Source organism: Arthrobacter echini (assembly GCF_004803505.1).
In the GTDB taxonomy this organism is placed as follows: domain Bacteria; phylum Actinomycetota; class Actinomycetes; order Actinomycetales; family Micrococcaceae; genus Arthrobacter_D; species Arthrobacter_D echini.
Genome location: NZ_SSWH01000010.1, coordinates 44,011 through 69,186 on the forward strand (window position 1 = coordinate 44,011; position 25,176 = coordinate 69,186).

The following is a 25,176-nucleotide window of genomic DNA, read 5'->3' on the forward strand; positions in this document are numbered from 1 at the left end:
CGAAATTTACCCTTCGCACCAGGAGCTCCGTGTGCGCCGCGTGTGCGCCTAGGGGAAGCCTCGGCGCCGCGAAGGTCGCGCCTCCACGCGCGCATGTCCAGCCTCGTAGCTCTGCTGGTGGCGACATTGCTCGTCACTGGATGCTCGGCGCAGAACAACTCCCTTGCCGAGCAGGCCGCCGCCGGCGACGAAAAAAACTATATTGCCGGTGATGGGTCAGTCGCCGAGTACGCTCCCGGTTCCCGGAGCGAACCCGTGGACGTCTCAGGTGAGCTCTTCGACGGAACGACCGTCGACTCCGGCCAATGGGCAGGCGACGTCGTCGTCCTGAATGTCTGGTACGCGGCCTGCGCTCCCTGCCGGGTCGAAGCGCCCATGCTGCAGACACTGAACACCTTCTTCGCGCCCGAAGGCGTCCGGTTCTATGGCATCAACGTCCGCGACGAAAAACCTACGGCTGAGGCATTCGAACGGAATTTCGGCATCACTTATCCCAGTTTCGTAGACCGCGATGGGAAGCTACTTCTTAGCCTCACCCGGTATGTTCCACCGCAGGCCGTACCCACAACCCTGGTCCTCGACCGGCAGGGGCACGTCAGCGCCCGTATCCTCGGAATCGCCGACGAAAGCACCTTGAGGACCCTGATCGCAGACACACTCGCTGAAGGCAACCCCGCCACACCACCTGCACCGCCGACGACAGCAGGAGCCGACGATGCCAGCTAATCCCACACCCCAACAAGCACCCGACCAAGCACCCGACCAAGCACCCGACCAAGCACCCGACCAAGCGTCCGAGCGCGGTCTCGATCCGAGGCCTGGACAGATAGACGAGATCTCGGTTTCCAGTCTGAGCGCCGGTGAAATGCTCCGCTGGGTGTGGCGGCAGCTCACCAGCATGAGGACGGCCCTGCAGTTGTTACTGCTGCTGGCCGTGGCCGCCGTCCCCGGCTCACTGTTCCCGCAACGCCGAGCCAATCCTGCGGTCGTCACCCAGTACTTGAAGGACAACCCCGATACCGGTCTCTGGCTTGACCGCCTGCAGATGTTCGATGTCTTCTCCTCGGTCTGGTTCTCGGCGATCTACCTCCTTCTCTTCACCTCTCTCGTCGGATGCGTCCTCCCTCGCACCAAAGCTCACCTGAAAGCACTGCGATCAGCACCTCCGCGCACACCCCGAGGGTTCTCGCGACTCCCTCAGCACGGGAGCATCGTCCTGAACAGTGACGGCGCGCAAACGCCTGCCCCCGACCCGGCCACGGCAGTCAGGGACGCCGCAGCGATCCTACGCAAGCTCCGGTACAGGGTCGACATCCGCGACGCAGACACGGCCACACCGTCGGTGGGTGCAGAGCGGGGTTTCATGAAGGAAGCAGGGAACCTGCTGTTCCACACCGCTCTCATCGGCGTGCTGATATCCGCTGCTATCGGCGGGATGTTCGGCTACAGGGGACAGAAACTCATCGTCGAGGGGGAAGGTTTCACCAACGCCCTCGTCGGTTATGACTCCTTTTCCCCCGGCACCAACTTCGACCCCGGCACCCTCACTCCCTTCGCGTTAACCCTGAACGACTTCGATGTCCGCTTCAACCGGGACGAGCAAGGTACCTACGGACAGCCCTTGGACTTCACCGCGCGAATGACCGTGCAGGAAAGCCCGGACCAACCTGCTGAGGACCGGGTTCTGAAGGTCAACGCCCCCATCGGCATCGGCGGCACGAATGTATATCTCGTCGGGAATGGATATGCACCCGTCATTGAGGTCCGCGACGGGGAAGGAAATATCGCCTTCTCTGGCCCCGTTCCGTCCCAACCGACGGACTCTGCCTACACATCGACCATTGTCATCAAGGCTCCTGACTCAAATCCTGACCAGCTGGGATTCGTCGGTTTCTTTCTTCCCACTGCTGTTGTTGACAGCGAAGGTCTGGCTTTTGGATCCGACCCGGATCCTTTCAACCCGCGGCTGAACCTTAACTCCTACTATGGCGATCTCGGCCTAGACGATGGAACGCCGCGATCGGTGTATCAACTGGACACCACGGACCTGATTCAACTCAACGGGCGGGACCTGGACGGAGGCGGCATCGTGCTCGAGCCCGGGCAAACCTACGATTTACCCGAGGGGCGAGGGTCGATCACGTTCGACGATTTGAAACGTTTCGTCGCCCTCGACATCACCTACGATCCGGGCAAGATCGGTGCTCTGGTCTTCTCCTCCCTCGCCCTGACCGGCCTCATCCTCTCGCTCATCACCACGCGTCGGCGCGCATGGATCAAAGCGAGTGCAACACCGGAGGCAGGCACGATCCTCGAGTACGGACTCCTCGCGCGGGGAGAAGACCCGGGTCTACGGAATGAGGCCACTCGACTCGAGCAGGCACTGTCGTCCTACTGGGGCGTCACCCCAGCCCACGAGCCCGAGACACTCGTACGTCCATCTGATGACCCTCGGGTTCGTGACCGGTGACGTGCACCTACTCATTGATTCGCCACAGCGCTAACCCCACATGCCTGCCCTATGGGATGAATCCACCAGTGACCCGGCCGCCGCCCTGCTGCTCATTGTCGACATCATCCTCACCAATAACTTCCCAGGCACCAGTCACCACCATCCATTACGCAGATCGGACTTCACCCATGGATCAGCCACACGAAATCCCGAACCGCACTCCACTCACCACGAAGCCCCCGGCTCAGGGGGGCAGTTTCCTGTACGAAGAGCGCCTTTATCCGAGCGTCGGGATCTGGGTCGTCACCATCGGCCTATCCATCGTGCCCGCTGTCATCTTCGCGCCGATCAATATGCTGATCGGCGTCGTCGCAGCCGCCATCACCTTGGCTGTTTTGGTCTTCGCGCTCATCGTCTCAACGCCCACGATCCGCGTAACAAACGCAGAAGTACGTGTGGGACGAGCGACCATCGAGCGACAGTATCTAGGCCGAGCCCAAGGTTTCATCGGTGAGAATGCCACAGCACAACGGGGTAATCGCTTGCATGGTCTGGCCTACCTCTGCATCCGCGGATGGATCGACGGAGTGGTCCGCGTTGAAGTGTTAGACGAGGAGGACAAGGCACCCTACTGGCTCTTCTCTTCCCGGCGGCCGCAGGTACTTAGCCGAACCCTGAACGACACCCGTTTTCAATCTAAACAGGAGGGACTATCTCATTAACGGTGTTTCCGGCGGTTTTCATTAGTAGGTTTCTGCTGCCGGCCAGCGGTCGGCGAAGGTGATGGCGAAGGCGTTGAGAGCGGGCTTCCACCGTACTGTCCATCGGGTGCGGCCCTGACCGGTGGGGTCCAGGCTACGAGTGACAAGATACAGGCACTTCAACGCAGCCTGCTCTGTCGGGAAGTGTCCACGGGCCCTCACAGCACGCCGGTAGCGGGCGTTGAGAGGCTCGATCGCATTTGGTCGAGCAGATCACCTTGCGGATCTCGACGTCGTAGTCCAGGAACGGGATGAACTCTTCCCACGCGCTGTTCCAGAGCCGGGTGATCGCTGCGTACTTTTTGCCCCATTTCTCGTCGAGGTCCTCTAGCGCCGCCCTCGCGGCGATGTGGTTCGGGGCGGTGTAGATCGGTTTCACATCTCGCTTGAGCGCGTCCCAGTCCTTCTTCGACGCCAAGCGGAACGTGTTGCGAATCAAATGGATGATGCATGTCTGGACCGTCGTGCGGGGCCAGACGTTGCCCACCACCTCTGGAAGGCCCTTGAGCCCGTCGCAGACGAGGAAGAACGTGTCCGTGACGCCGCGTGCGCGAACTCTTCAATGACGGCGCTTTCGAAGAAGCCGAGGAGCAGCGCGCCGCCGGGGCGAAGCGCGCGGGCGAACTCCAGGAGGGGGATCCTGATCGTGCTGGGCTCGTGGTGGATGAGTGAGTACCACGACAGAATCCCGCTCACCGTTCCTGGTGCGGCATCAAAGGTCTCGAGGCTGTTGACACTGAACGGCACACCGGGATATGCGCTGCGCGCTCTGTCGACGAATTCGGGTACCAGATCCACACCATGTGCGGCAGCTCCGCGCTCACGAAGGAAGTTCGTCCAGTGGCCTGGCCCGCAGCCCGCGTCGATTATCTGGCCATCAATAGCATCAGCCCAAGAGGAAACGAGCTGACGGTCCAAGGGGTGCACTACATCCATCGAACCGAGGATCTCGGTGTACTCGGTTGCACGACGTGAGTATGCGTTGCCGACATCATCAAGCATGCATCCGAGTCTAGGCGGGGGCTACAGCTGACATCGCCGCCATGATCCCTATTGCCACTATTAGTTTTTTTAGTTCTAGGAGGACCAGTTCATGGTGTGCGCGACCACGTCGATGAGGAGGCTGTGCACATCCACCGTTCGCTCGAGGTGAGTGTTCCCGCGTTGGTGAGGTAGGTGGGTGTGTGCAGGCGGTCCGTTGGTTCCTGCTGTCCAGGTGTGTGCGGGACAAGCAGCGGAGCGTGGGGAGCTTGTGCCGTGCACAGGTGGGCAGGAGGCGAGCCTCTCTAGCGACCAGTGATTAACCCCGATCCTTTGAGCACCACTTAGTTCTGCTGTCATTTTCAGTAGTAGTGCCCCTTAGAGTGGTGTAGCGCATGGTGGCTGGGCTCGTCGATTGAGACGTGGACGCGGTCACCGTGTGGTCCTTCGAGAAAACTCTCACATCCACTCGAAAGGCATCTTCACGATGACCGCTCCTCATATTGTTGACAGTGATGATGGAGGTGGCATCCCCAGGAGGGGGTCTGACTCGATTGTCGACGGGCGTCGTTGACTGCCTTTGCATGGGATTTGTCGATCTTCGCCCTGGGGATGCCATGCACGTGACCGGTCGAACTGCGTGACCTCATAGGAGCGCGAGCAGAAGCCCTCATCACTGTCCTGTCCGCCAGCTCGGACCGGTACGTGCCAGTCCGCACGGTTGGCATTGAAAGGCAGGGATAGAGACGGATGACAAATGACCTTATGGCACTGGATGTGTTCGGCGGCGTGGATACTCACTCGCGAACTCATCATGTGGCAGTTGTTGATGGGCTCGGTCGGGAATTGGGAGATCGCGAATTTCCTGCAACGCCTGCTGGCTATGACGCACTGCATTCGTGGTTGGTGGGCTTCGGTCAGCTCGTGCTCGTCGGGGTTGAGGGCACAGGCTCGTACGGGGCGGGCTTGATGCGTACGCTCACCAGGGCCGGCACGATCGATGTCGCTGTTCCGAAGCTACGCTCTGGCACCTATTTCCCGGAGTGGTTGCTCGAGCGCCGCAAACGGGCCGAGACTGCGCTGATCACCGTCGTGGCGGACTGCTACCTCGCCGGCGGCAGCACCCGCCGGATGGACAAGCTCGTCAAAACCTTGGGCATCAACTCCCTGTCGAAGTCCCAGGTCTCCAGGATGGCGGCGGAGCTCGATGAGCAGGTCGATCAGTTCCGTCACCGCCCCCTCGGGGACGCCGGCCCGTTCACATTCGTTGCCGCGGACGCACTGACGATGAAGGTCCGCGAAGGCGGGCGGGTCATCAACGCCGTCATCCTGATTGCGACTGGCGTCAACGCCGACGGGCGCCGCGAAGTCCTCGGCCTACGCGTGGCGACCTCCGAGACCGGGTCCGCGTGGAACACGTTCTTCGCGGACCTCGTCGCACGCGGTCTGACCGGGGTCCGCCTGGTCACCTCGGACGCCCACCGCGGGCTGGTCGAGGCCATCAACGCGAACCTGCCCGGAGCTTCCTGGCAGCGCTGCCGCACCCACTACGCGGCGAACCTGATGTCGGTGACCCCGAAGAGCCTGTGGCCGGCCGTCAAAGCGATGCTGCACTCGGTGTATGACCAGCCCGACGCCGCTGCCGTGCACGCCCAGTTCGACCGGCTCCTGGACTACGTCCAGGACAAGCTCCCCGCCGCCCACGAACACCTCGATGGTGCCCGTGCGGACATCCTTGCCTTCACCGGCTTCCCCGAAGGGCTCTGGCAACAGATCTGGTCCAACAACCCCAACGAACGACTCAACAGGGAGATCCGCCGTCGCACTGACAGCGTCGGGATCTTCCCCAACCGGGACGCGATCATCCGCCTCGTCGGGGCGGTCCTCGCCGAGCAAACCGACGAATGGGCCGAAGGCCGCCGCTACCTCGGCCTCGACATCCTCGCCAAGAGCCGCCTCACCCTCGTACCCGACACCGGGAACGAGGTGACCGACCAGCCCGCCCTCGAACTCAGCGCCTAACCGAAACCAAGACCAGAAGGATCACCAACCGCTACACCACCTCCAGGGACTTGACCATCTGCTGACCCGAAGTGAGGGAACCATCGGGGAACTCACCCGCCTGCTGACCGCTGCGGCGATCGCCGCCGTGGAAAGCGGAGAAGAATCAATCAACCGCCGCACGCTGAACTTGGCTGGCTATGACGGTCCCAGTGCCCGGCGCCAGAAGTTTGAACGTGATCTGAAGTGAAGCCCACGCACTGGCCCCTCCACCCCGCTCCGGTCCAGGCCGAGGCTCTCTCCTCCTGGCTGCGCCGGCTCGCTAGCGCTTACGGAATGGAAGCCTCCGAACTACTGGCGCACGGGCTGGGTCACGGAAACCTTCAGGACCAGGAGCTCGACCATAATCCGCCAGCCACTCTGTTGACGGAACTAAGCCGGCGCAGCGGTGTCAGCCGAGACCGGGTGGCCGTAATGAGCATGATCGGCTGGACACCATGGCTGTTCGACAGCATGAACCCGGATCCCGAGGCCTATCGCGCCTATGTCCACCAGTTCTCAGTGCTGCTGCCGCACAGACGACGCAAACTTCACGATCCCGCTCAGTGGCTACCTTGGCTGCCAAAGCACAGGATTCACAAGGCCTGCCGTGAATGCCTGACATCTACCGAACCCGTGGCGCTTGTCCTTTTCTGGCAGCTGCCGCTCATGCTGAGCTGTCCGAGTCATCGCCGCCGCCTCGAAACCTACGCGGGCCAGGCGCCGGAATACCGGCGGTGGACCTTTGTTGCCGCTGCTCCATCGCAGGTATCGGACTCCGTCGCACTTATGGATCAGCGCACCTGGCAGGCGATAACGACAGGATCGGTCAACCTACCCCGGCGTCGTGTCCACGCAGGCATCTGGTTTCGGCTGCTGCGGACCCTTCTGGATGAGCTTTCGGCCGTCGAAGCACAATGTGGGCGGCGACAGCTGGAGGAGATCCGCCTTCTCTGGGAGCACTGTGGATACCCGTTCCGGGCCGGACTACTCCTCTGGCGCCCGTTCGAAAGTTTACCGTGGTCGATTCAACAGCAGCTACTCGAGGCCGCCGCCCTAGCCATGGAACACATCGAAACCGGCACGCTCACCGCGTCGGGAACCCTCGCTCACCTCCTGTCGCCCGAACCTGACCGCAGGATCAACGACGGAACCCCGCCGCGTCCTTCAGGAAGGCAGCCAGCTAGGAAACAGGCCAGCGCGCCAGCTGTGCGGGCTCTGGACGACCTGTGGAAACAAGCGGTCGATGCACAAGAGGCCGCCGTTAATGCAGCCAGAGGAAACTCCGCAAGCGCCCAGCAGCTCTACAACTTCGCACTGTACGGCCGCAGGACTGAACGATCCGTGCGCAGACTCCAGGACGACTTTGTCCAGCTTCAGATACCTACCGACTTCCTGTCGGACACTAACAAGGGCTGTGCAGACGAGTACTGAAATCTGTGCAGACGCGTACTGAAAATGACAGTTTTTGTCATTTTCAGTACGCGTCTGCACAGCGAGCCGCGTGTTTTCGGGGTTGTGCAGGCGAGTGTTGAGCACTGATTTTTCCGTACTCCTCTGCACAAATGTCGTTCTCGCTTACTACTCCTCTGCACAATAGGGAGGTAGCGGGGTGAATAGGGGAATCTGTACGTATTGGTGAGTCCGGCACGTTGACCATTCCGAAGGTCACCTGTGATCGCGCCGTTGGCAACGCAGACGATCGTCGGCGGGCCTGAGGCTAATGTGGCTGCACCGTCCCACAGATCGTTCCCCTTCCTGTGACACGGGAGGGCTGTGCGGACGAGTACTGAAATTTGTGCAGACGTGTACTGAAAATGACAAACTTCCGCTAGAACTCAAGATCCTGACTGTCTCGTAAAGTCGTCTCGCTGAAATGTGTCTCAGCGGCCGTGTCCTGAGGGCTTTGTGAGGCAGACTGTTGGAATGAGGCAGCTTGGATACACCCGTGTGAGTACATCGGCCCAGGATGCGAAGCTGCAGCTCGACGCTCTCGTCGCCTCCGGGGTGCAAAAGCGCGATGTTTTCGCTGATGTCACTTCGGGTAGCAGGACCGCGGTGGAGCGGCCCGGAATGAAGAAGCTCCTCGAGTACGCCAACGAAGGGGACACCGTGGTGGTGTGGCGCGTCGACCGGTTGGGTCGGTCCCTCATGGATGTGCTGAACACGGTGAACCTGCTGCGCGAGCGGGGGGTCCTGGTCCGGTCCCTCTCGGATGGCATCGATCCGGAAACCTCGACGGGACGGCTGATGCTGAACATGATGGCCACCTTGGCGGAGTACGAGCGTGAACTCATCGTCGAGCGCGTCAATGCCGGCCTCGTTGCGGCCAGAGAGAACGGGACCCGCTTCGGCCGGCCACCATCGAACCCGAAGGTCATCGCCGCGAAGCTCGACGTCGTTACCGACGCCCGCAAGAAGGGAAAGACCGCAGCAGAAGCCGCGCACCTCGTCGGCTGGAGCCGCGCAACCCTGTACAGGCACCAGCAAACCCATGCTGGTCAAAGCCATGAGGGCTGAGCCCTTTCGACATGACCAGCAAAAATGCGAGCTCGCCACGGTGATGCTGGTACCCGTCCCGAACCCTTGCCGGTAGCTAGTTGATCGTGACTGTTAACCTGCGACCACCGGCTCCACTGACGGTGACGGTGACTGTGTCATCCGACGTGCTTCCCCCGCCGCCCCCGCCGTCATCGTCGCCACCCACGATCTTGTCGTACACCGAGATTGCCAGGTCGACGACGTCCTTGAGGCTTATCGAAGCCACCTGGCCTGGAGGCTGGTCTTCGTTGCTCGGAGGTCGTTCGTCTCCGTCTCCTACCACGGGCTTTGTTTTGAGGTTCCCCTGCACTGTGACGATTTCGCCGGTGTCGAGCACGATCCTTTGAACCATGGGTCGCATCCGGCCTCGACGGCCTGAGCCGAGGACAATTTTTGTTTCTGGGAGTTCGATTGACATGGCAATTTCCTTCGGTTGATTGCACCTGAAACCACTTTCCCCAGTAGCTCAATCTTCCGCTTCTTGGCTTGTCAAGCCAAGAACTATAGTCCAACCATCTGATTAAGATCGTGGAGAAGGGGTCGCCGCCGCTGCTGTCCTGATCATTGCCGGGACTGTGCGCATGGAAGGGCGCAGACCGATCTCGCAGCGCCGGCGGCTTGGTCCGGTCCGGTGACGTCGTGGTAGGGGAGCGGGTAGTGAGGCAGTCCAGGGCAGTAGAGGACCGGTTCTGGGAGAAGGTCGTCAAAGGCCCGGAGCCCAATGATTGCTGGGTTTGGATCGGGGCGATCGCCGACGACGGGTACGGCCGGTTCTGGGTCACCCGCGAGGGAGGTCAGCGGGCTTTGCGCCCGCAACGCTATGCCTACGAAAAGCTCACCGGGCAGACCCTGCACCCGGGCATCATCTTGTTGCACGCGTGTGATGTGCCTTTGTGTGTCCACGCCAGCACAGGGCCAGACACGCATCTGGTACCAGGGACCCAGGCGCTGAACATGCTGGACAGGTCCCGGAAAGGCCGGCACGCCAACGCTTCGACCTTCCGGTGGCGCGGCGTCGGCCGCGCCCAGTTCCGCGCCCAGTCCCTCACACTGCGCACAGCCCTCCTCGAGCACGGATGGAACGAAACGATCATCCGGCCCTTGCTCACTGGCATCGACCCCGAAGCGCCGACCCTTTTCTGACAATGCGAGGGCGCCGCAGTCATCGGCGTGTCAGGGCAGTGTTCTACGCTTCGTAGTGGAGTCCTGTCCTTGGGTGTCCGTCGTACCCGACCTACCGTCGTTGGAGCATCATGCCTGTGAGCTCGATCCCGCGCCCCGCCGAGCTGGGCCACCGCGTCCGCAGCGCCTTCCGCGCCCGGGTCTCCGGTGACCCCACCGGGGCACCTGACTGGGTCCGCGACATCGCCCTGGTAGGGGAGGGACCAGGCTTGTTCGAACCCGATGGCGTCGTCTGGCAGGTCCACGGCGGCCTTTCCACTCTGGTCGGCGGCGTCGCGGCCCTCCTCGGCCAAGGCGCACACCCCCTCGCCATGGCCGGGGTCGCACGGCACTCCTCCTACCGCAGCGACCCCTGGGCCCGCCTCGCCGGGACCGCGCGCTGGCTCACCATTACCACCTTCGGCTCCGCGGAACTCGCCGAGCGGGACTCGTCACGGGTCCGCCGCATGCACGGGCGGGTCCAAGGCACCACCGAGGACGGCCGCGCCTACTCCGCCTCCGACCCCGCACTGCTGCGCTGGGTGCACCTGGCCTTCACCGATGCCTTCCTCGGAGCCCACGAGGCCGTCGGCCACGACCTTGCCCCACGGTTCGGCCGCAACTGGGCTGATACCTACGTCGCCGACTGGTCCCGCAGCGCCCGGACCCTCGGAGCCGAAGACCTCCCGCTCAACCGCCAGGAACTCGCCGAGGCACTGCGCGCGCTTGAGCCTGACCTGGAACCCGTCCCCGCCGAGCTCCTGACGTTCCTCTCCGCACCGGACGGACTGAACCGGGCCGAGCGGATCTTCTACAGCGGCATCGCAAGCGCCGGAGCGTTGGTCATCTCTCCGTCCGTGGCTCCCCTCGCCGGGGTGCCCGGCCGCGGCGACCGCTCACTCGCAAACCGCCTCCGGTTGCAGCGCACCCGACTGCAGTTGCGGACCTTCCAGCTGGCCCTCGGACCACATAGCCCCTCCGTGGATGCGGCGCGCTACCGGCTCGGCCTCGCCGGCCCCCCGGACTGGCTCGACTAAACCTCGGTCGCTGCTACTGCCCCGACCACGCTCACTACGCGTGGCCGACGCCGATGAGTGAATGAGTATTTGAGTAAGAGGCGGTACCGATGGGTGCCGGCCCTTCATCGTTGCTGGGGTTCCCGGTCGGCGGCCGTCGTTGTCTTGCCTGTAGTGCTTCCCTGTTCTCCGCCAGGGCTCCGAGCAGGGCAATGGTCCTGCGCTTCGCTCCGGCCTGATGAGGTCCGGGCGCTCCTTCGTCGCACCCGACCCTGACGTTTTTGCTGCTGTCCTACGGATTGTGCGCCCCCGCTCCACAGCGTCAACCGGCTCCGCCGGCAGCGGGCACACCCATCCTGTCCGGCGCTCCTGCCTCGCTTATTTCCTCCCAGAAAGGGCGCACCCTTGCACCTACGGCGTTGAGCACTGCTCCGTCGGGAGCGAGCGAGCGAGCTCGCCAGCAGGCAAAAAACATGAGGGGAAGGGCAAGTACCAGCTGGCTCACCACAGGCCCTCACCCCACCTCGTGACCGAAGGAGCACCGATCATGAACGCTGACTACATCACCACCGATACCGGCGAGGCCGTGGACGCCCCGACCCTGCCGTCCTACTGGGGACCCGATAATTGGCAGACTGAGGACGACGGATACGAATGGTTCCGTTGCCTGGACGGCACACCGTGGACCGTCGTCACCCGGTGGGGGACCGAAGGGCACCCGCTCGGAAACTTGTACTCGATGATGGTCGCTACCGCCGTTCACGAGGATGAGCGCGGCACCCTCTATGGGTACGGCAGCTACGCACAGGGTCGCACCTACGCTCTGTGGTTCCGCTGCGAGGCCGCATTGCACGCGGAGATCACCGAGACGGCGTTCTTCTTCTGGAAGGACGGTCAGAGCCAGGGACCGGAAAAGCTCCCAGCGACCGCCGGAGAGCTTCCCGCCGAGTACACGGTGCCCTACCAGGCACCGGCACCGGTCAAGGACACGCCACGAGCAGACGGCGCACCCTTCTAGCTGGCAGGCCGGCACCGGTGGCCGTGTGTGCCCTGTCCCTTACACGGGTAGGGCACACGCCCCACCACCTGCCAGAACAGCCGTAGAAGAGCAGGAAACAGCACTAAGAAACATTGAATAGACGCGGTAGAAGCCTGTTTATTCAGATGAATAAAAGCTAGAATTGTTAGTAGCAGCGCAGCAGTCGACTCCCACTAGAACCCGCCACGTAACCCAAGGACTGAGAGCTATGACCGTCACCGTCTTCGAGAAGCCAACGGGATGCTTCGGATGCAAGAAGACCAAGGAACTGTTCGACGCCGCTGGCGTCGAGTTCGTGGCCGTGGACATCACCACCGATGACCAGGCCCTGACCTATATCACCGAGGAACTCGGGTACAGCCAGGCGCCGGTCGTGGTGTACGAGAAGGACGGCAGCGAAGACCACTGGTCCGGACTGAACCCGGCCAAGATCGCCCAGGTCATCGCCCTCGACACCACGCCATAGCCCACTCACTCATCTACTCATTCACTCATCGCTGGCAGCAGCGCACCCATAGAGAAGGCAGTTGAGCATCATGGCCGGAGACACCATCATCACCGTCGTCGGGAACCTCACCGCGGATCCCGAACTCCGCTTCACCCCCTCCGGGGCAGCGGTCGCGAACTTCACGATCGCCTCCACCCCGCGGACCTTCGACCGGCAGGCCAATGACTGGAAGGACGGAGACACCCTGTTCCTGCGCGCCTCGATCTGGCGTGAGGCGGCCGAGAATATCGCCGAGACCCTCACCAAGGGCACCCGCGTCGTCGCCCAGGGCCGGCTGAAGTCCCGCAGCTACGACACCAAGGAAGGCGAGAAGCGCACCGTCATGGAACTCGAGGTCGACGAGGTCGGACCGAGCCTGCGCTACGCATCCGCGAAAGTCACCCGCACCCAGCGCAACAACAACGCCAGCGGCACCGGGGGAGGGAACAACCAGGGCGGGGGCGGCCAGTCCCGGGACCAGGCATGGCAGTCACAGCAGCCTGCCGATGATCCCTGGGCAGCCCCAGCGAACACCGGGACCAACGCCGGCGGGTGGGGCAACGGCCCCGACACCGAACCACCGTTCTAAACACTGCGCATCCACGGCGTCACGCGTGGCCGCCCCAGAAGGGCGGCCACCTGCGGGCCCCACACCAGGATCGTGGAACACACAAACTACAAGCGTAGTAGTATTACTAGTACTATTACTACTACTACGGCTTTAGGGGTCATCAATGACTGAAGAGCTTGTTCCTACCGGACCATCAGCGGGGGTTGGTCCTGTTGACGCGGGGGCTCCGGTGAAGGAGCGGGTGTATGCAGCGGCGGAGACGATCAGTGCCGAACGCAATCCGACGGTCTCCAGTGTTCGGGAAGCCGCCGGGGTCAGCAACGCGGACGCGACCCGGTACCTGAGGGAGTGGCGTGAGGAGAAAGCAGCCGCGGGTTCGCGCATCGTGGCCACGCCGCAGGCAGTGCTGGAACAGGCCGCGAGACTGGCCGGCTCTGTCTGGGCCGACGCCGTGGCCCTGGCCACGGAGCAGCACGCCGCCGTGGAAGCCCAATGGGCCAGGGACAGCCAGGACAAGGACACCGAACTGGCCGAACTCGTCGCGGACCTGGACAAGGTCACCACCGAGCACACCACCGAGACCGCGGGATTGCGGGCCGAGCTCGTAGCAGCCACCGATCGAGCCGGCGCCGCTGAGTCCAGGGCAACCCAGGCAGAGGAAGCAGCCGCTACCTCTAACGCCGAGATCAGCACCCTCACCCGTGACCTCGCCGCAGCCCAGACACGCGCCGAGACCCTGCAGCACGCCCACGACGCCCTGATCCAACGCATCACCCCGGAGAACACGGCACAACAACCACGCCAGTAACCCATAGTGTGAACGCGCAGAACCTCCACAAAGAGCAGGGCCAAGGCAACCGTCAGGAGCAACCATGACCCACATCTCGAATGATCACTACAAGGCATCCCTGGTGTTCGCTGCGGCCGCCCGGGAGCTGGAGACCTCAGCCAGACATCACACCGACCCGACCCAGAGCACCGAGGCGATCCGGGAACTCCACGGCGCGCACGAGCACATCGTGCAAGCATTGAAGCGCTTGCACGACTGGCACACCGCTGCACGCCCAGGTGAAGAGTATGAGGCCGGGGACCAGGAGAGCGCCCGGGCGCTGGGGGAGACCGCGGCCGAGCTCGCCGCCGCGGCAACAGCCGCCCAGGCCGTGGTCGGCGCCCTGCACCGGGCGCAGCAGGCCAGCTCACGGGTCCGGTACATTGAACGCCCCGCACAGCCGGCGGAGGCCAGTAGTGCCTCCAGTGCCGGCAGTGGTGGCGGTGATGGTGTGTCTGGCGGTAGGGGATGAGTAAGCGGAAACCGGCGTCGTTCACGCCGTACTTCACCCAGGCCGACGCGGACCAGGTCAGGGCCGCGTTCCTGGCCACAGGGCAGGCAGAGGGCCACCGGTCTGTGACAGACTTGATCGAGGCGGCTGTGCTGCGTGAAGTGAAGCGCTTGCAGCGCAAGCACAACCAGGGCAGGCAGTGGGACCCGGTACCACCGGGGGAGCTGCGCCCAGGCCGACGGACTCTCGCAGAAGAGAAGAACCGGGCCCCATAGATTTCCCTTGTTGTGGGAAAGTGCAAGACAGCAGTACGGAAGCGGGAGCTGGTGGTGCAGCTCCCGCTTCCACCATTTAAGCCACCGGTTCCGCCCGGGTCGGCGCCTGTGGGTGTCTTACCTTGTAGTGTTTCCCTGCTCTGCGCTGGCGCTCCGAGCAGGGCTGTGGTCCTGCGCTTCGCTCCGGCCTGTGATGGCCCCGGTCACTCCTTCGTCGCGCCCGGGTCCAGATGTTTTTTGCTGCTGTCCTTCGGATTATCCGTCCCCGCTCCACACCGTCAATCGGCTGCGCCGACAGCACCGGCCAGAAACCTCTACGGCGCTCCTACGTCGCTTACTTCCTCCGAGATTTCTCACCGGCCCTGCCCTACGGGTTGACAGTGCTCCGTCGGGAACGAGCGAGCGAGCTCGCCAGCAGGCAAAAAACGCACGGGGAAGGGATCCACTGCTGGTCACCAAGGGTCCCGACGCCACCACAACAAAGGAGCACAACCATGAACGAGAACCAGCCTTTCAAGGTCACGACCACCGCTGACATCCTCGCCTACGTCCCGCGCACGCTCGGCTTCCAGCCGCGCGAGTCCCTCGCCGTTATCACCATGCGCGGGAAGCAGCTTTCCCTGAGCCTCCGGGTGGACCTCCCGGCCGAGACCGCCACCCCGGCCGACTACGCGCAGGGCATCATGGACTACATCCTCGCCGACACCGCCGCCGACGGCGCCCTGATCTTCGTCTACACCGACGAGGTAGCCGACGCAGCCAAGACCGGCACCAACCACTACGCCAAGCCCTACATGGCCCATGTGCAGGCCCTCGAAACCGAGATGGAACGCGCAGGCTGGCAGGTACGCGGCGGCTGGCTGATCACCAATCTCGGCTGGATGCCGTTCTTCTGCGAAGAAGAAGGGTGCTGCATCCTGCAGCAGCACGAAGAGATCCGCGACAGTGCCCTGAACGCGCACATGGTCGTTACCGGGCACACCGTGGATGAGGACCCGGCCCGGTCCCTGATCGACCCGGCGTTCATCGGCAGCGACACCGCGCACACCACGATCGAGAATGCAGCGTACTGGCTGAACCGGCTGGACCCGCAGGACTTCACCCACCCGGCCATGAGCGAAGCCCGCGCCGCGTGGTCGTCGGCGCTGGGCACCACGCCCACCGAGGCCGAGGCATGCGAGTTGGTGGCATACCTGAAGAACCCGGCGATCCGTGACCGTATCCTCGTGGACATCCTCAGCACCACCGACGACCACGGCGCATTCCTCCAGATCATCGCCGGACGGTACGAGAGCACCCCGGACTGGAGCCGCGTCGAAGCCATGCAGACCCTGCTGGCGCATCTCCTGCCCTACACCCCGACCGAGGACCGGGCACCGCTGTTCACGCTCCTGGGCTGGATCACCTGGCACCAAGGATCATCCTCCATCGCCACCGCCTACATGGAGAAGGCACTCGACATCAGTTCGCAGTACCGGCTGGCACGGCTGATGAAGGAACTCATCCGCAGGGGAGGCGTGCCACTGACAGCGATGAACGAGCGCACCAGCTACGGCGCGTACTGGAGGAACAAGCACTAACCCGCTAGGACACCCCTAGCAGCACAGGCCGGGCCGGACACCCACCCCCACGGGAGTCCGGCCCTCTCTGCCGTCCCACCCCGAACACAGACACACGCGCACGAACACACAGGCACAGACGAGCAAGTAAGCGCGCATTCTCGCCCAGGTGAGCGGGCGGCGGCCTCCGCCGCACGCTCCCCCGGCCGCCGCCAGACACGCTGACGCGACCACACCACACAGCCACGAGCTACACCTGCCTGCCGGCCCCCGAGCAGGCAGGCGCACACGCAGGAGAGCAAGCAGGACGATACACCGCGAAGTGACAGGACCAGCACGTACAGTGAACCCACTCCATCAACCAGGAAGAGATAATCATGGGACCCGTGGACTTCATCGAACACCCCGCACCACTCCTGGCCATGAGCCCGGGCCTCGAGGCGAGCATGCAGCTGCACCTACCCGAACTCCAGGCCCCCGGCCTCGAGGACATCCTCGAGGACCGACTCGAGGCCGGCAACCCCTCCACGAACGGGACCACCGGGCACAGCTTCGGCCCCGTCGACGTCGCCGGCCCCTCCGAAGCGGCTCAGCGCTTCTTCGAGGACTAACCCCGGCCCGGTGGCACCCCGAACGCCACGCGCACCGCAGACGCCGGGAACCCCTGCCCTGGCTCAATGCTGGATCTGCCGTGCCACCACGAAGATCCTCGATGAGAGCAGGCCCCTACCCGAGGGCTGGCTGTACCGGATGATCACCGTCGACGTCGGCCGCTACTACTGCCCCCGCCACGCACATAAAGCCTGACCAACCAGAACCCACCACGCAGTCAGCTCCGTGCGTGTTGTGATCCGTTGCCGGCTGGCGGTTGTAGTGTTTCCCTGCTCTGCGCTGGCGCTCCGAGCAGGGCTGTGGTCCTGCGCTTCGCTCCGGCCTGTGATGGCCCCGGTCACTCCTTCGTCGCGCCCGGGTCCAGATGTTTTTTGCTGCTGTCCTTCGGATTATCCGTCCCCGCTCCACACCGTCAATCGGCTGCGCCGACAGCACCGGCCAGAAACCTCTACGGCGCTCCTACGTCGCTTACTTCCTCCGAGATTTCTCACCGGCCCTGCCCTACGGGTTGACAGTGCTCCGTCGGGAACGAGCGAGCGAGCTCGCCAGCAGGCAAAAAACGCACGGGGAAGGGATCCACTGCTGGTCACCAAGGGTCCCGACGCCACCACAACAAAGGAGCACAACCCCATGTCTGTTCTGGAACAGATCAATCCCGCCACCCTGACCATCGACGCGAACGTGCGCGCCGAAGCGCAGCTCGACAAGGCGTTCCTGTCCTCCGTCAAGGAGCACGGAGTCATTCAGCCCGTCGTTGCTCACCGCATCGAGGACGGCACCGTGCACGTCCTGTACGGGCAGCGGCGTACCCTCGCCGCTGTGGAGAACAACCTCGATACCATCCCGGTGTACGTGGTCGATTCCCTCACCGAAGCCGACCGGCTCGCCAAGCAGATCGTGGAGAACGACCAGCGCCGCGAACTGACGGACAACGACCGGGCCGAAGCCTTCCACCAGCTGTCCCTGCTCGGTGTATCGGCAACACAGATCGCCCGCAAAACCGGGGCGAAGAAGACCGTCGTGGACGCGGCCCTGAAAGTCCGTTCCGACGACACCGCGACCGCGTTCCTCGCCGCAGGGATGACGCTGGACATGGCCGCAGTGATCGAGGAATTCGCCGGAGACACCGAAGCAATCGAGAAGCTGGAAGCCGCTGCGAAGCAGGCCCCGCAGAGCTTCGACCACACCGCCCAGCGCCTCCGCGACGACCGGAAGCGGGAGGCAGCGATAGCGGCAGCCAAGGCCGAGGCCGAAGCCGCAGGGTTGGCGATCATCGAGGATTCAGCATTCACGCACTACGACTACAAGGGTCCGATTGCTGACATCACCGACCTGCGCACCGCCACGGGGGAGCGGCTGACGGCCGAGGACGCGAACGCCGCCTACGTCCGGTCAACCTACTCAGGAGTCGCGACCGCTTACGTCAACACCGATTGGAAGGCAGCAGGGCTCACCAAGCCCGGAGCGCCGCGTGCCGGGAAGATGACCGAGGAAGAGAAAGCCGAACGCCGGACCGTGATCGAGAACAACAAGGCATGGGACGCCGCTGAGGTGGTGCGCATCGAGTTCGTGAAGGGACTGCTCAAAGCCAAGACCGCGCCGAAGAACGCGCTGCGGTTCGTCGTGCAGGCCATGGCCTCCCACTCCTACACCGTGGCGAAGGGACTGAACGACGAGAGCGACTTCGCCGCCGAACTGCTCACCGGCAAGGCGACGGAGACTCGTTTCGGTGGGAGCCGGGAACTGGTGAAGATCGCCAGCCGCCCGACCGCACGGCATGAAACGAATATCCTCGCCATGGTTCTCGCCGGTTTCGAGAAGGGCACCTATCGCCAGTCATGGCGCGACGGTGGGGCCTCCACGAAGTTCTACCTGACCCAGCTCGCCACGTGGGGATACAACCTCAGCGACGTGGAACGCCTGATCACTCACCCAGCCCCCAAGGTTGCACCCGAAGCCGCACCCGAAGAAGCTCCTGCCCCCGAGGACGCGCCCGAGGACGGCACGAGTGAACCAGACACCGAGCAGGCCGACACCGAGGACATCTACCCCGCCGACGAAGCGGAGGAAGCCGAAGCCTTCGAGGACATCCGAGAAATGGAAGAGGGGATGATCGCGGAAGAGTACGCGGCCGCCGAGTAGCCCCGGACACCGGTGGTGCAGGGAGATAGACGGCCCTGCACCACCGGCCCCGGCCACGGGGGGAGGATCGGGCGGTCAGCTCACCGAAGGTGGGCGGGGCGGTTCGCCGCCGCTACGGGCACCTCGAGCTGTGGTCGCCGGCGACGAACCGCCGTCCTCGCACTCACGCCCACCCCGGCCCCCGTGCCGCGCACCATGAACGCGCACCCCGGCCGCGCCACACACCAACACAACCCGGAACAAGAACCACGCACATGCCCGCTGGAGCTTCGCCCGCTACGCGGCCTTCGTCTCAGCAGAGACCTCTTCCGCGATCTCATCCGCTGTCCCCGCCAGCGGTGAGGCAGTCTCCGCGTCCCCGGAATCCGCGGATGAAGTGCTCACGACTGCACCCTCAAGAGCCCGCCTCATCTCGGCGGGGCTGAGCCCGAGCCGGGCCGCAACCGCCGCCCGACTCTCGCCGGTGTCGAGCATCGCCTGAACCTTCGCACCGGCTCCGGTCGCGGCCGCCTCGGCGTCCTGCTCCGCTTTGGCCAAGATCGCGTCGGCACGCTCGCGCGCCTCGGCGCGGATCTGCTCGGCGCGTTCCTCGTGCTCGAAGAACCCCGCCGCCAGGTCGATCAACCGCTCGTGCCGATCGGTGATCTCCTTGGCCTGCTCGCGTGCTCTCTCACGTGCCGCGAGCTGCTGCGCCGACTTCCGTGGTGCCGCCATGATCTTCGATCCCTTCCATTCATCCGTCCCAACGTCGGGACTTGCATTTCGGGTAAAAATCCCACCACCAACCTAACGGTCAGCGCCCCTCAACTCCCGACCACCGCGCCGCGCCCCGACAGCGGGGCACACCGCACCGATGCCGGCGCCGCCGACACCCGCCGCTCACGCTGCGGGCGCCGGCGGGTGCTCGTCGTTCCGGTGCCGGCCTCCGGCCTGGGCACCGTCACCGAGCTACCCTCACCGACGCCCGACGCCGGTCAGCAGCATCGCGCGACATCAGGGTTGGTGGGTGTTTTGCTCGTGGTCGCCGGCGATGTTATCCACACGTGGACAGCCCTGAGAGTGCACCGGGTCTCTGCCCTGCCCACCCGTGGATAACATCTCATGTGCCTGCACACAATTGCGAAGCCCCTGGATAACGGTGAAGCGTGTTATCCACCGCCTTCCCTCATGTGCACACCCACACCCAACCCGATAACACTGAGCACGCTTGCACACAGTCGAACGGACCGTGGACAACGAAAACCGTGTTATCCACCGCCCATTCTCATGTGCACAACCGCGTCACATCCGTGACGGACATTCCTGGCGAAATCGTGGACGACTCGCTCGCTCGCATCCCCTCTTCCACCCTTTTAGAATCGTCACACCTCATGCATCCTGATGAATGAGGTCGACCGCGCGCCGATTCTGCGCGAGAATGAGCCTGTGATGACCGTCCATAAGCTCAGTGCTGGGGATGGTTACGCCTACTACACCTCCGAGGTCGCCAGCGCCGACGAGCTCCGCGCGGGCGACCGTGAGCTGGGCGACTACTACACCGTTGAGGGCATGCCACCGGGCCAGTGGGTCGGACACTCCGAACAGCTGCTGAGCGTCTCCGGTGAGGTCAGCGAAGCTCAGATGAAAGCCCTTTTCGGTGAGGGCCTGCACCCTGAAGCCGCGAGCATTCTTGCCGCCGGCGGCACGACCGCGCAGATCAAACTGGGTCAGAAGTACCACCAGTACGGAGCTGCCAATACAGAAATGACCCGCCGGATCGACGAGGAAGTGGCCCGGTTCCGGCGCACCAGCGGACCCGCGTGGAGCGGCCCGGAGAACGCCGAGAAGGTTCTGCCGACCGAGGTCATGCACGAGATTCGGTTCCGCGTCGGTGGCGAGCTGTTCCGTGAGTCACACGGTCGGAACGCCCGCAGCAACGAAGAACTTGCCCGCTACGTCACCGCGCAAACGACGCCGTCGAAGCAGACCGTCGCAGGGTATGACCTGGTGTTCTCGCCCGCCAAATCGGTGTCCCTGCTGTGCGCACTCGGTGGCGACGAAGCCCGGAAGGCCATCGAGACCGCACACAACGAAGCGATCGCCGAGACGATCACTTTCCTCGAGAAGAACGCCACCTACACGCGGCGTGGGAAGAACGGGGTCCGTCAGATCGACGTCGACGGCGGGCTGGTCGCTACCCAGTTCCGGCACTACGACTCCCGCGCCGGGGATCCCCAGCTGCACGACCATGTCGTCATCGCCAATAAGGTGCGAGGCGTCGACGGGAAGTGGTCCTCCCTCGACGGGCGCACCCTCTACAAGATGAACGTCGCCGCGTCCGAGACCTACAACGCGAAGGTCATCGAGAAAGTCTGCGCCTCCCTCGGCGTCAGCACAGTGGCCCGCACAGCCGGAGGCGGAGAGCCTATCTACGAGGTCGCCGGCATCGACCTGGACACCATCCACCGGGCATCGTCACGACGGTCAGACATCGCCGGAACCATCGGCAGACTCGAAGCCGAGTTCGCTGACAAGCATGGGTACGCGCCCAGCGACAAGCAGAAGATCGCCCTCGCGCAGCAAGCGACCCTGGAGACACGACCGGAGAAGAAGAGTGCCCGCCGGCTGTCGGAGCTGGTCGAGGGATGGCAACAGGACTACAGCTCGAGCACGAACATGCCGGTCGGACCTGACCTGCTCGAGCACGTCCGCAACGCGAGCACAGGAACGGCCGTAGGTACACTGGTCAATGACCTCGACGTCCACGAACACGCACGCCTGGTCGTCCACGAGCTGGCGGCGAAGCGAGCTGTGTGGGGACGGAACCACGTCATCGCCCAGACCCGCAGGCACCTCAAAGAAGCCTTCCCGGGACAGACCATCACCGACGAAACCGTGGAGAACGTCACCCGGGAAGCCACCCGAACGCACAGCCTCCAGGTCACCCCGGACACGATCACCCCGAAGCTGGCCGAGTTCCTGCGCGCCGATGGCACCAGTCAGTTCCAGCAGGCCGACGTCGCGCTGTTCACGTCGCAGGAGGTGTTGAACGCCGAGCACCGGGTCCTGGCTGCAGGGCAGAGAATCGTCATTCCGGCCGTGGCAGCTGAACGCTTTGACACCCTGTTGTCACAGCACGTCGAAGCCACCGCCGCCAGTGGGGGGCCGGTGTTGTCGCAGGGGCAGATCGACCTCGCGCGCGCGTTCGCGACCGACGAGAAGCTGCTGACCCTCGGCATCGGACCCGCCGGCGCGGGCAAGACCACGAGCCTGTCTCTGGCCGCTGACGCCGTCCGTGACAGCGGTGGGAAGGTCATCGGACTGGCACCAACCGCAGCGGCCGCAGCGGTGATGTCCAAGGACATCGGGGCGGACGCGACGACGATCGACGCGTTCCTCATCTCCCACCGGAACCAGCAGGGCCAGCAGAACACCACGGCCAAGGACGGCCACGACAATGGCGGGTCCGCGTTCGCTCTCGGTGCCGGTGACGTGATCATTGTCGATGAGGCAGGGATGGTCACCACCCCGAAACTCGCCGAGGTCGTCGCGGTCGCCGCCCGCAACGGTGCTGTGGTGCGTGCGATCGGTGATGACCGGCAGCTCGGAGCCATAGGCTCCGGCGGCGCGCTGCGCCTGCTGAACAACGAGGTCGGAGCGGTTCGCCTGGAGGAGGTCCACCGCTTCCACACGGACGGTGAAGCAGACGCATCGCTGGCCCTCCGGGAACCGGCAACCGTCGGAGCTGACACCCCCTTCCAGTGGTACCTCGAGAACAACCGCGTCACCGCCGGCACGACCGAAGCCATGACCCAGGACGCTTTCACCGCGTGGATGACCGACACCGCAGCAGGCAAGACGTCGCTGATGATCGCCACCGACAACGCCACCGTCACCGACCTCAACGCCCGCGCCCAGGCGGCCCGCATCGCTACCGGTGACCTTACTGACGGGGCAGGCCCGATCACGGAGGTGACGCCGTCCGTGGTCCTCCGGGACGGGCTCCGCGCCTACCCCGGCGACACCGTCGTCACCCGCAGGAACGACCGGACGTTACAGCTGAACCAGGGCAAGGACTTCGTTAAGAACAACGACGTCTGGACCGTGGAACAGGTCACCGCCAACCCCACCACCGACCACGCAGCAGCACAGCCGGAGACACAAGACCGGCAGCGTATAACCCTTCGGCACTCCGGCCACAGGGGACGTATCACCGTCGACGCCGACTACCTGAACGAGCACGGACAGCTCGGCTACGCCGCGACCGTGCACCGCGCCCAGGGCGCCACCGTGGATACCGCGCACGCGATCCTCGACGAGCGGACCGACCGCGCCGGCGTCTACGTCGCCGCCACCCGCGGACGCGAGACGAACAAGCTCTACGTCGCTCTTGGCGACGACAACGACCAGACCGTCACCCGTGACAGCGTCCTCGCGTCGATCACCGCGAGCCACGACCGGACCCTGTCCGCCCACGAAACAGTCCGCGCCGAAGCCGTCCGCACCGGTGACGTCGCCACCCTCGCCGGCGTCTACAACGAGGTCGAGGCAGCAGCATGGACCGCGAAGACCCGGGGCATCGCACAGGACGTCATGGGGCCGGAAGCCGCCGCTGCGTTCACCTCGCACGAATCATGGGGGGCCGTGGCCACGCACCTGCGGCGGGCTAAGAACGAGGGCCTGGACGCGTCCACGGTCCTCGCTCAGGCGTACCGGGAACGAGGGTTCGCAGGCGCCGACGACGCAACCGCCGTCCTCGCTTTCCGGGTGGAGAATCGGATCGACACCGCGCAGCAGATCCGGGCGAACACCGGACAGCGACCGCTTGGTGCCCTCACCGACGATCATCTCGACCGCCTCGCGCAGCAGGCCGAGAAGCACGCCGAGGGCGCTGCCGCCGGTCAGTTCCGCCGGACGCCCGGTGAGATTCCCATGGACACCGAATGGGCTGCCCGGCCGTTCGCGCTCCTGCACACCAGCAGACTCACCGAGACACGCGACAACGTTGTGGAGCGGTTGCAGTCCCTCGATCCGACTGCCTCACTCAGTGCTGCGACGAGGAAAGAGCAGTGGATGGTGAAGACCATGATTCTGGAGCTCGAGCGCCGCCAGGATCTCTCCCCGACGCAGATAGCGATCGAACGCACCGCCCGTGGTGAGGATCCTCGCAGCGCCCACCAGGTCACGATCGTCGAGGCAATCCGCCAGGAACGCCATCTACGCGAGGCCGGTATCCCCAGCACCAGCACGCCGGCGTCCACCGACCGCATCAGAATCACCACCGACACGAGCACGGGAGGGTTCGGCCGATCCACCATCAGCGAGGACATCGCACCGTCCGTTCTCCTGCAGGACGCCCGGGTACCGGTCGAGTACCGGGATGAACTTGACCGGCTCCGGGCACACCTCGGACAGCGGGTCGCCGTCCGCGGAGCTCAGCTCGCCGAGGAACAACCGGCGTGGGCGGCCGCGCTCGGACCGGTGCCGGCGAAGGAGTCCAAGGCCGCCGAATGGCATGGCATCGCGGCCGAGACCGAGGCGTATAGGAATCGGTACAACATCGGTACTCACGAGACGGCGATGATTCCGAAGCAGTACCAGGACGACCCTGTCGCGCAACGGTTGGTCGAACGTGCCACGGCCCTGCACAAGCACAGTGCCCTCACGCAGGTCCCGCCGCGCAGCGCCGCCCAGGTGCAGCAGAGCGCCGACGAAGCAGCGATTACTGACCGCATGACCGCGAATCAGGCCGCTGCGCGCAGGGCTATCGGACGCCTCCAGGCCGAACGTGCTGCTGCCAGCGATCCGCTACCAACATCCCAGCAGCGCGAAGCACGCATCGTGGATGCAGTGCAGAAAGAGCCGGTACAGCCGCAGGGTGACGAGATGTCGGCTGCCGTGGCCCGCGCGATCGCCCGGCACCGCGCGGCAGCTGAGGGCGCTGCAGGCGGACCATCGTCTGTAACGAAGGACCAGAACCAGAAGGAGACAGCCGCGAGCGAGAAAAACAGTCCTGCTGCACGTCGTACCGATGGTCGTGGAGGATTCAGCCAGCGACAAACTGAGCTCATTGAGAGCAGGAAGGCGGCCGCCGTCGAGCAGCAGGCGCACCAGGCTGCGGCAAGTAAGAATGATGCTGCCGTAGCAAGCCGTCGAGCAGATCAGGCGAAAAAAGACGGCGGGCGCTCACTGTAGGTTCGTAGGACTGGCTAGCGGTTGCGGCAGCGCCGCTTGAAGAAGCAACCCTCGGCGCCATCCTGACGCCATGTGTCACACCTTG

At 64.3% G+C, this 25,176-nt stretch carries 21 protein-coding genes and 2 pseudogenes; 19 read left to right on the top strand and 4 right to left on the bottom strand.

What is annotated here, in order from left to right; genetic code table 11:
- The first annotated feature begins 93 nt into the window (after positions 1-93).
- From E8P82_RS11585 to E8P82_RS11595, 3 genes are all read left to right on the top strand, one after another.
- The gene (locus E8P82_RS11585; RefSeq protein WP_136455050.1) at positions 94-726 is read left to right on the top strand and encodes a TlpA family protein disulfide reductase; all 633 of its coding nucleotides are present in this window, start codon (positions 94-96) and stop codon (positions 724-726) included.
- A gap of 139 nt (positions 727-865) precedes the next feature.
- Entirely contained in the window at positions 866-2,470 is a 1,605-nt protein-coding gene (gene resB, locus E8P82_RS11590) for a cytochrome c biogenesis protein ResB (protein WP_246021306.1), read from the top strand.
- A 170-nt stretch (positions 2,471-2,640) separates the two neighbouring features.
- The gene (locus E8P82_RS11595) at positions 2,641-3,174 is read left to right on the top strand and encodes a DUF3093 domain-containing protein (protein WP_136455053.1); all 534 of its coding nucleotides are present in this window, start codon (positions 2,641-2,643) and stop codon (positions 3,172-3,174) included.
- 21 nt (positions 3,175-3,195) lie between these two features.
- Here E8P82_RS11595 and E8P82_RS11600 read toward each other — a convergent pair.
- A pseudogene (locus E8P82_RS11600) lies at positions 3,196-3,769 on the bottom strand (IS256 family transposase); the annotation flags it as partial.
- A gap of 50 nt (positions 3,770-3,819) precedes the next feature.
- Positions 3,820-4,215, bottom strand: a pseudogene (locus tag E8P82_RS15310) (class I SAM-dependent methyltransferase); the annotation flags it as partial.
- Between the two features lie 744 nt (positions 4,216-4,959).
- Between E8P82_RS15310 and E8P82_RS11610 the strand changes: the two are divergent.
- The 3 genes from E8P82_RS11610 (at position 4,960) to E8P82_RS11625 (ending at position 8,754) form a co-directional block, all read left to right on the top strand.
- Positions 4,960-6,216 carry an IS256 family transposase gene (locus E8P82_RS11610; RefSeq protein WP_136455145.1) on the top strand — a complete coding sequence of 419 codons (1,257 nt, stop codon included), beginning with the start codon at positions 4,960-4,962 and terminating at the stop codon, positions 6,214-6,216.
- A gap of 225 nt (positions 6,217-6,441) precedes the next feature.
- Positions 6,442-7,668 carry a TniQ family protein gene (locus E8P82_RS11620; RefSeq protein ID WP_136455056.1) on the top strand — a complete coding sequence of 409 codons (1,227 nt, stop codon included), beginning with the start codon at positions 6,442-6,444 and terminating at the stop codon, positions 7,666-7,668.
- 492 nt (positions 7,669-8,160) lie between these two features.
- The gene (locus E8P82_RS11625; protein WP_136455057.1) at positions 8,161-8,754 is read left to right on the top strand and encodes a recombinase family protein; all 594 of its coding nucleotides are present in this window, start codon (positions 8,161-8,163) and stop codon (positions 8,752-8,754) included.
- Between the two features lie 76 nt (positions 8,755-8,830).
- Here the strand turns inward: E8P82_RS11625 and E8P82_RS11630 are convergent, their stop codons facing one another.
- Entirely contained in the window at positions 8,831-9,193 is a 363-nt protein-coding gene (locus tag E8P82_RS11630; RefSeq protein WP_136455058.1) for a hypothetical protein, read from the bottom strand.
- Positions 9,194-9,432: 239 nt separating this feature from the next.
- On the opposite strand from E8P82_RS11630, the gene E8P82_RS11635 reads away from it, so the two are divergent.
- From E8P82_RS11635 to E8P82_RS11690, 12 genes are all read left to right on the top strand, one after another.
- Positions 9,433-9,918 carry a hypothetical protein gene (locus E8P82_RS11635; protein ID WP_136455059.1) on the top strand — a complete coding sequence of 162 codons (486 nt, stop codon included), beginning with the start codon at positions 9,433-9,435 and terminating at the stop codon, positions 9,916-9,918.
- Positions 9,919-10,028: 110 nt separating this feature from the next.
- Positions 10,029-10,973, top strand: coding sequence for an oxygenase MpaB family protein (locus tag E8P82_RS11640; RefSeq protein ID WP_246021307.1), 945 nt, complete (start codon positions 10,029-10,031; stop codon positions 10,971-10,973).
- Between the two features lie 526 nt (positions 10,974-11,499).
- Positions 11,500-11,970, top strand: coding sequence for a hypothetical protein (locus E8P82_RS11645; RefSeq protein WP_136455060.1), 471 nt, complete (start codon positions 11,500-11,502; stop codon positions 11,968-11,970).
- A gap of 229 nt (positions 11,971-12,199) precedes the next feature.
- Positions 12,200-12,457 (top strand): glutaredoxin family protein, encoded by a 258-nt coding sequence (locus E8P82_RS11650; protein ID WP_136455061.1) that lies wholly within the window; start codon positions 12,200-12,202, stop codon positions 12,455-12,457.
- Positions 12,458-12,527: 70 nt separating this feature from the next.
- Positions 12,528-13,067 (top strand): single-stranded DNA-binding protein, encoded by a 540-nt coding sequence (locus E8P82_RS11655; RefSeq protein WP_136455148.1) that lies wholly within the window; start codon positions 12,528-12,530, stop codon positions 13,065-13,067.
- A 223-nt stretch (positions 13,068-13,290) separates the two neighbouring features.
- The gene (locus tag E8P82_RS11660; RefSeq protein WP_246021308.1) at positions 13,291-13,857 is read left to right on the top strand and encodes a DNA-binding protein; all 567 of its coding nucleotides are present in this window, start codon (positions 13,291-13,293) and stop codon (positions 13,855-13,857) included.
- Between the two features lie 64 nt (positions 13,858-13,921).
- Positions 13,922-14,350 carry a hypothetical protein gene (locus E8P82_RS11665; protein ID WP_136455064.1) on the top strand — a complete coding sequence of 143 codons (429 nt, stop codon included), beginning with the start codon at positions 13,922-13,924 and terminating at the stop codon, positions 14,348-14,350.
- Positions 14,347-14,604 carry a ParB family protein gene (locus E8P82_RS11670; protein WP_136455066.1) on the top strand — a complete coding sequence of 86 codons (258 nt, stop codon included), beginning with the start codon at positions 14,347-14,349 and terminating at the stop codon, positions 14,602-14,604. The genes E8P82_RS11665 and E8P82_RS11670 overlap by 4 nt, the downstream gene beginning before the upstream one ends.
- Before the next feature lie 494 nt (positions 14,605-15,098).
- Positions 15,099-16,184, top strand: a complete 1,086-nt coding sequence (locus tag E8P82_RS11675) for a DUF4192 domain-containing protein (RefSeq protein ID WP_168796564.1) — start codon at positions 15,099-15,101, stop codon at positions 16,182-16,184.
- Between the two features lie 356 nt (positions 16,185-16,540).
- Complete coding sequence (locus tag E8P82_RS11680) at positions 16,541-16,774, top strand: hypothetical protein (RefSeq protein ID WP_136455069.1); 234 nt, start codon at positions 16,541-16,543, stop codon at positions 16,772-16,774.
- 10 nt (positions 16,775-16,784) lie between these two features.
- A complete protein-coding gene (locus E8P82_RS11685) occupies positions 16,785-16,970 on the top strand; it encodes a hypothetical protein (RefSeq protein WP_136455070.1) in 186 nt (61 codons plus the stop codon).
- A 435-nt stretch (positions 16,971-17,405) separates the two neighbouring features.
- A complete protein-coding gene (locus E8P82_RS11690; protein WP_136455072.1) occupies positions 17,406-18,917 on the top strand; it encodes a ParB/RepB/Spo0J family partition protein in 1,512 nt (503 codons plus the stop codon).
- 276 nt (positions 18,918-19,193) lie between these two features.
- Here E8P82_RS11690 and E8P82_RS11695 read toward each other — a convergent pair whose 3' ends face one another.
- Entirely contained in the window at positions 19,194-19,631 is a 438-nt protein-coding gene (locus tag E8P82_RS11695) for a hypothetical protein (protein ID WP_136455073.1), read from the bottom strand.
- Between the two features lie 714 nt (positions 19,632-20,345).
- On the opposite strand from E8P82_RS11695, the gene mobF reads away from it, so the two are divergent.
- Entirely contained in the window at positions 20,346-25,091 is a 4,746-nt protein-coding gene (gene mobF, locus E8P82_RS11700) for a MobF family relaxase (protein ID WP_168796565.1), read from the top strand.
- Positions 25,092-25,176: the final 85 nt, after the last annotated feature.